Source organism: Actinophytocola sp., from assembly GCF_045807065.1.
Lineage (GTDB): Bacteria > Actinomycetota > Actinomycetes > Mycobacteriales > Pseudonocardiaceae > Actinophytocola.
Window position 1 is genome coordinate 1 of record NZ_JBJMIE010000089.1, and the last position, 2,469, is coordinate 2,469.

General features: G+C 70.3%; 2 protein-coding genes and 1 pseudogene. All 3 read left to right on the top strand.

From position 1 onward, the window contains the following. Positions 1-740 (top strand): annotated as a pseudogene (locus ACJ73U_RS05175) (NADH dehydrogenase subunit D); the annotation flags it as partial. Further along, positions 737-1,633 (top strand): NADH-quinone oxidoreductase subunit NuoE, encoded by an 897-nt coding sequence (nuoE, locus tag ACJ73U_RS05180; RefSeq protein ID WP_407776360.1) that lies wholly within the window; start codon positions 737-739, stop codon positions 1,631-1,633. The pseudogene ACJ73U_RS05175 and the gene nuoE, both read left to right, overlap by 4 nt. Next, positions 1,630-2,469: NADH-quinone oxidoreductase subunit F (locus ACJ73U_RS05185; RefSeq protein ID WP_407776361.1), on the top strand; the 840-nt coding region annotated here is incomplete at its 3' end. The genes nuoE and ACJ73U_RS05185, both read left to right, overlap by 4 nt.

Genomic DNA, 2,469 nt, shown 5'->3' on the forward strand with positions numbered 1-2,469 from the left:
AGGACCTGCCCGAGGGCTACGAGGCCAAGGTGCGTGACTTCATCAAGGTCATGCACAAGCGGCTGCCCGAGTACGACAAGTTGTTGACCGGCCAGCCGATCTGGAAGAACCGCCTCAAGGGCATCGGCTACCTGCCCGTCGACGCGTGCCTCGCGCTCGGCGTCACCGGGCCGATCCTGCGGTCTGCCGGCCTGCCGTGGGACCTGCGCAAGACCGAGCCGTACCTGGGTTACGAGGACTACCAGTTCGAGGTCCCGACCTCCAACGCGGCCGACTCCTACGCGCGGTACCTGCTGCGGGTCGAGGAGATGCACCAGTCGCTGCGGATCATCAGCCAGTGCCTGAAGAAGATCGAACCCGGCCCGGTGATGGTCTCCGACGGCAAGATCGCGTGGCCGGCGAAGCTCGCGATCGGCGCCGACGGCATGGGCAACTCGCTCGAGCACGTGCGCAAGATCATGGGCCAGTCGATGGAGGCCCTGATCCACCACTTCAAGCTCGTGACCGAGGGCTTCATGGTGCCGCCCGGCCAGGTGTACTCGCCGGTCGAGTCGCCGCGTGGCGAGCTGGGCTACCACCTGGTGTCCGACGGCGGCACCCGACCGATGCGCGTCCACGTCCGCGACCCAAGCTTCGTGAACCTGCAGTCGATGCCCGCGATGTCCGAAGGCGGGCTGGTCGCGGACGTCATCGCCGCCATCGCCTCGATCGACCCGGTCATGGGAGGAGTTGACCGATGACCAGTCAACAGGAGCCGTTGAACACCGGCTCGTCCTACGGCGGGTCCAACCGCGGCGTTCGGCAGACGTACGCGGCCGCGGGTCCGGACACGGACATCAACGCCGCGTCCCCGCTCAGCCGCGCCCAGAACGAGGCGCTGACCACGGAGGTCCCCGCGGACCTCTCGGTGTTCGGCCCGGACGTCGTGGTGAAGGCGCGCGAGCAGATCGCCCGGTACCCGGAGTCCCGGTCGGCGCTGCTGCCCATGCTGCACCTGGTGCAGTCGGTCGAGGGCCACGTCAGCCAGGCGGGCATCCAGTTCTGCGCCCAGCAGCTGAACCTGACCAACGCCGAGGTCGCCGCGGTCGCCACGTTCTACACGATGTACAAGCGCAGGCCGTGCGGCGAGCACCTGGTGAGCGTCTGCACCAACACGCTGTGCGCGGTGCTCGGCGGCGACGCCATCTACCAGCGCCTGGCCGAGCACCTGTCCGACGACGGCGACACCCCGCTCAAGCACGAGGACACCAGCGGCACGCCGGGTGAGCCGGGCTCCATCACGCTGGAGCACGCCGAGTGCCTGGCGGCCTGCGACCTCGGCCCGGTGCTGCAGGTCAACTACGAGTTCTACGACAACCAGACGGTCGAGTCCGCGGTCGAGCTGGTCGACGCGCTGCGGCGGGGCGAGAAGCCCGCGCCGACGCGTGGCGCCCCGCTCACCGACTGGCGCTCGGTCGAGCTGGAGCTCGCCGGGTTCTACCCCGAGGAGGAGGCCGACTTCCGCGCGCGCGTCGACGGCCCCTCCGCCGCGGTGGAGACCCTGCGTGGCGCGCAGCTGGCGGCTGACCGGGGCTGGACCGCCCCGGCCATGCCGGAGAAGGCACCGGAGCTTCCGGAGGTCGAGAAGAAGTGACGACAGCAGAGACACCCAGGACCGACCCGGTGACGCCGGTGCTCACGAAGCGCTGGCTGTCCCCGAACTCCTGGCGCCTGGACACCTACGAGCAGCTCGAGGGCTACAGCGCGCTGCGCAAGGCGCTCGGCGGCACGCCGGAGCAGCTCGTCCAGCTGATCAAGGACTCCGGCCTGCGCGGCCGCGGCGGCGCGGGCTTCCCGGCCGGCGTCAAGTGGTCCTTCATGCCGCCCAACGAGGACAAACCGCACTACCTCGTCATCAACGCCGACGAGGGCGAGCCGGGCACGTGCAAGGACATCCCGCTGATGATGGCGGACCCGCACTCGCTGATCGAGGGCGTGGTCATCGCCGCATACGCGATGCGGTCGCACCACGCCTTCATCTACGTCCGCGGCGAGGTCCCGCACTGCATCCGCCGGCTCAACGGCGCGATCCGCGAGGCGCGGGCCGCCGGCTACGTCGGCGCGAACATCCTGGACTCCGGCTTCGACCTGGAGATCACGGTCCACGCCGGCGCCGGCGCGTACATCTGCGGTGAGGAGACCGCGCTCCTCGACTCGCTCGAGGGCCGCCGTGGCCAGCCCCGCCTCAAGCCGCCGTTCCCGGCGGCCGCGGGCCTCTACGCCGCGCCCACCACGGTCAACAACGTCGAGACCATCGCGTCCGTGCCGTTCATCGTCAACGGCGGCGCGGACTGGTTCCGCACCATGGGCTCCGAGCGCTCGCCCGGCCCGAAGATCTACTCGATCTCCGGGCACGTCGAGCGGCCCGGCCAGTACGAGGCGCCGCTCGGCACCACGCTGCGCGAGCTCCTGGACCTCGCGGGCGGCATG